We start from the raw sequence: 4,055 nt of genomic DNA, 5'->3' as shown, positions 1-4,055 counted from the left end.
CGCAATAGCCGCCCAAAACCACGGCGGTCCTTCGAATGTCGGCTGTCAGTTCTTGAGCACGCCGCCCACGACCACACCGGTGCCGAAGATCAGCGCCTTGGTGAGGAAGTCGTTGTTGTCCTGGCGCGGCGGAAGATAATCCTCTCGCGCTACGGTCTCACGGTTGCGCCGCTTCTGAACAACCTTCTGTTGTTTGCGAGATTTCTGTGCCACCGGCCTCGGCGTGCTGACCTTCTGCACCATCTGCTTTTTCGGCTGCGCCGCACGGTCTTGATCGGCGGCGTATCTGGCGCGCACGCCTTCCATTATCGGATCTGTCTGGATCACGAGGAACGTAAGTTGCTCGCGCGTCAAATAGCTGGTCTGCGGGAGACCGTTCTTCGCTTGCCAGAGGCCGATCGCCTGACGCGTCTGAGGGCCCATGTTTCCGTCGATGCGCCCAAGCTCATTGCCCAACGCTTCGATGCGCAATTGCAGGTCGATGCGCCCCTGGCGATCGAGGCCGATCGCACTTTCCGTCAACTCGGTGCCCGGTGTCTGCTCCATCGCGTCCGGAACGCCGACCGAGGTGCGCATGGTAGAACCGGAACTGGCGTTCGCCTGGTCCGCATCGAGTGCCGCGACCTGCCGATTTTGGGCCTTCGGGTCGTTCAATTCGTCGATGCTCAACCGCGCCACGGTGGCGAAGCGACCGTTCGGAAACTGGTCGAGATAGGCCTCGTAGAACGGAATGGAACTGCGCTTGGAAGCCTCGTCCCAAAGGCGTTGCTCGACCTCCCACGAAGGAGGATCACTGGCAGCAGGGACAGGAGCGGATGTCGCCGCGGCGCTCGATGCGCCGGCCACGGGATTTGCAGCAGGCGCCGCTGGCGCGACGGGTTTTCCCAGGAAGACCTCGCGTCCGAGCGATGCGTTGTGCCAGGGCCTCTGGCGACCTTGCGTGGTTTCGGTCACTTCGCCGCGCACGCGCGTCAGCGCGCCCTGGATTTCGACGCCGGGTTCGGTCAGATGCCTGGCGAGCGCCGTCGAGTAAGGACTGTCGGCCCCGTTGCCGTCGAAAGCGATGGCGCCGGGATCCGTTGCATAGGCAATCAGGAGGCCGCCGGTTCCGATGCCGTCCGATTTTGCTTCGACCGGCGCCAGACCGGTACCCAACGAAGTGGAACGACTCTTCGGCATCGAGGCGGCCAGCGTTCTTGCCAGCGGATTGTCGCGGCAGGCATCGAGGATGATGACGCCAACCGCCGGGTCGGGCGGCAACGCTGCCATGAAGTCGTCGATCTGAATGGTACGGGTCTTGAGATAGGCCGGCGACGTCAAGTCGGCGTCGACCGGTATCAGGTAGTTCTTGCCGTCGACCTGCATGCCGTGACCGGCATAGAAAATCACCGCGAGGTCCGCGTCATAGGATTGTTCGGTAAACCGGCTGATCAGGCTGTGCATGCCTTGATTGTCCTGGTCGACCCCTTCGATCACCTCGAACCCGGCATTGCGCAGCGTCGATGCGATGAGATGGGCATCGTTGGCGGGGTTGGGCAAGGTAACCGCATGGACATAATTGCTGTTGCCGATCACCAGCGCGACGCGCTTGGCGTTGGGCGCGGCAGCCTCGGCGCCGGCGGCAGCCTGGGCGCCGAATGCGGCAAGGAAAAGCAGGATAATTCCGCTCAGATTGACGGCGAACGCTTTCATGGATCAGCCCTCCGCCCACCGGGGCACGCTGTTGATGTCTGCACATGCCAGGTTTCGTCAGCGACTGAGTCGCCTCTGCCAAAAAATGGCTCCTGGGCGTATGTGATCTTGACCGCAGTCCTGGTTCACAAACGGCCCGAAAAAATTTGTCTATGGTATCACTTGGCAGCGGGAATACCTGAGCGGCACGTGCCGCGAGGGCGGCTTCAAAGCGTATTCTGTGCCGAGCTTATGAGGGCCGTGATGGCCTGCTTGTATTTTTCGAACTCCGGCGATGTCTGGCGGATCTCCGTGGTCGTTGTCTGTGGGCCGGCGTCGGTGGCCACGCGGCTCAGCCTTTGGCCCATTTTCCTTTCGGCCCAGTCCACCACGTAACTGGCTGTCTTGCCGGTGAGGAACGGGTTGGCCTGGATGACGGCCGATCCGAGCACAGCGCTCAGCTGCGCCGAACCCGTCGCCGACAGCACCTGATGCGCGCCTTCCATGCCCAGGAAATGACAGAGATACAGCCGGCCGGCGGTGATCTGGTGACCGCGCGCCCGAAGATAGGCCTCGCCTTCGCGCGCCAGATTGCGCACCATCTCACGCGAGATCGTGGCGTCGTAGCGCAGAGCGAGCAGGTCGGCGGTCGACAGCGTGCGCGCCAGTTCCGGGCGGTAGGTATTCATCATCCTGATCCAGGTCTTGGTGATGAACTGGCCGGCGCCGGTCGCTGAAGAATTTGGATTCTTGGCACGAGCGCTGCCACCACTTTCGACATGGACGATACGGTCGGTGAGCGTTTCGACGGCGGAATCGTCCGACGCAATCGCGGTAACCGTGCCCAGGGGATCAATGGCCTCGCCATTCTGGTAAAGTTCGAAATGCAGGTGAGGCCCGGTCGAGAGGCCGGTGGTGCCGATGTAGCCAATGATGTCGCCGGCTTTCACCTTGGTGCCGACACCGGCCGCGATGGCAAATTTCTGCATATGCGCATAGCGCGTCTCGCGCCCGTTTCCATGCGAGATCTTCACCAGATTGCCATAGCTGCCGCCGTCGCCCTGGAAGGTGATCTCGCCATCGAAGGCCGCTTCGATCGGCGTGCCGACGGGCGCCGCCCAGTCGACGCCCTTGTGGATGCGAACGGTCCCGAGGATTGGGTGCTTGCGTGGCCCGAAGGTGGAGGTCATGACCCCGTTGACTGGCGTGACCATGCCGTTGGTGACAGTCAGAGAACGAACCAGATCGTCACCCGTAACGCACGCAAACTGGCCGTCGCTCTGCTGGAAGACGAAGCAGTCCAGGCTCTTTTCGGTGCCCTGGACGCCCACATACAGCACTCGCCCGGCACCTTCCTCCTTGCCGCGCGGCGTCTGCGAATAGATCAGCACAAGACGCTGGTCCTCGCTTGCAAAGGCGTCCAGGTCCTGTCCTCTCGAGAGATACATGATCGCTTCGCCGATCACCCCGGTCGGAACACTGTTGCGGGCTGCTGTCGAGTAGATCGCGTCAAGCAGACGGTACTGCCTTTTGTGCGTGCCTTCCGCCTGTGCGCCCGAATAGTTGAACAGATCCTCGCGGACCCAGGGATCGACGCCAGACACGAACGCGCCCGCGGCATTGCGCGTCAGCGTGCCGACAAACACGTTCTTGGCATAGATCGAAACCTGCATGAGGGACATCGTGGTCGTCTCGCGCGTCGGCCTGAAACCGCGCATGGCAACGACATAACCCGGTTCCAGACCGTCCCGGTTGAAAAGCGCCTTCAATGCCTCGCCTGCGAGCTTGGCATCGTCGGCCGAGAAATGTGCATCGAGCGCAACGCTGTCCAGGCTGCGGTCGTTGAGGATCTTCACGAACGTGTCCTCGGTCGCCTCGAACCGCTGATACTCATTGGTGACGACTGCCACGCTGGTGTTGTTTTCGATCTGGGTCTTCTGGAATGCGGGAAGGGCGGCGTCGCCCGCATCGATCGTTTCACCCCAGCCGGCTTCGGGATCGTCGGCATCCACCTTCTGGTCCGAAGCTGGCGCGGGTTCCCCCGCCGCGGGCGATGGCTCGAGATCGTTCTGCAGATCGCCGGTTGGCGCGGCAGTGGTCTTTCGCTGCGCCTGGAAGAAGGCAAAATCCTCCTGCGTCGACGGTATCGTCGTCATGAATTTTTCGCTGGCGCTAAGCATGACGTCGGACAGGATTTCGATCTGGGGCGAAACGTCGGCTTGATCGAGTTCCGCCGGGCGCGGGATCACGCGACCCTTCGTTGCGGCGCCGGCATCGGGCGCGAGCGTGATCCACATCGGGTCCCCGGCCAGGTCGATAATGGCGGGCACGTAGACGGACGCATCGGCCGGCACATCGTCCACGCCTTCGACCGCGTGCAACTC

General features: G+C 62.4%; 2 protein-coding genes. Both read right to left on the bottom strand.

Going from position 1 to position 4,055, the window contains the following annotated elements:
* Positions 1–45: 45 nt before the first annotated feature.
* On the bottom strand, positions 46–1,692 hold the full coding sequence (locus ACXJ7R_RS26595; protein ID WP_457154427.1) for a caspase family protein: 1,647 nt from the start codon (positions 1,690–1,692) through the stop codon (positions 46–48).
* A 206-nt stretch (positions 1,693–1,898) separates the two neighbouring features.
* Positions 1,899–4,055, bottom strand: a 2,157-nt coding sequence (locus ACXJ7R_RS26590; RefSeq protein ID WP_457154426.1) for a M23 family metallopeptidase, incomplete at its 5' end; no start/stop codon positions are given.

The organism is Mesorhizobium sp. P5_C1, from assembly GCF_054049815.1.
This window is presented reverse-complemented; position numbering and strand designations above follow the sequence as displayed.

Coding starts and splice junctions, on each gene's coding strand:
- ACXJ7R_RS26595 (WP_457154427.1), bottom strand. CDS start 1,692: ATGAAAGCGTTCGCCGTCAATCTGAGCGGAATTATCCTGCTTTTCCTT.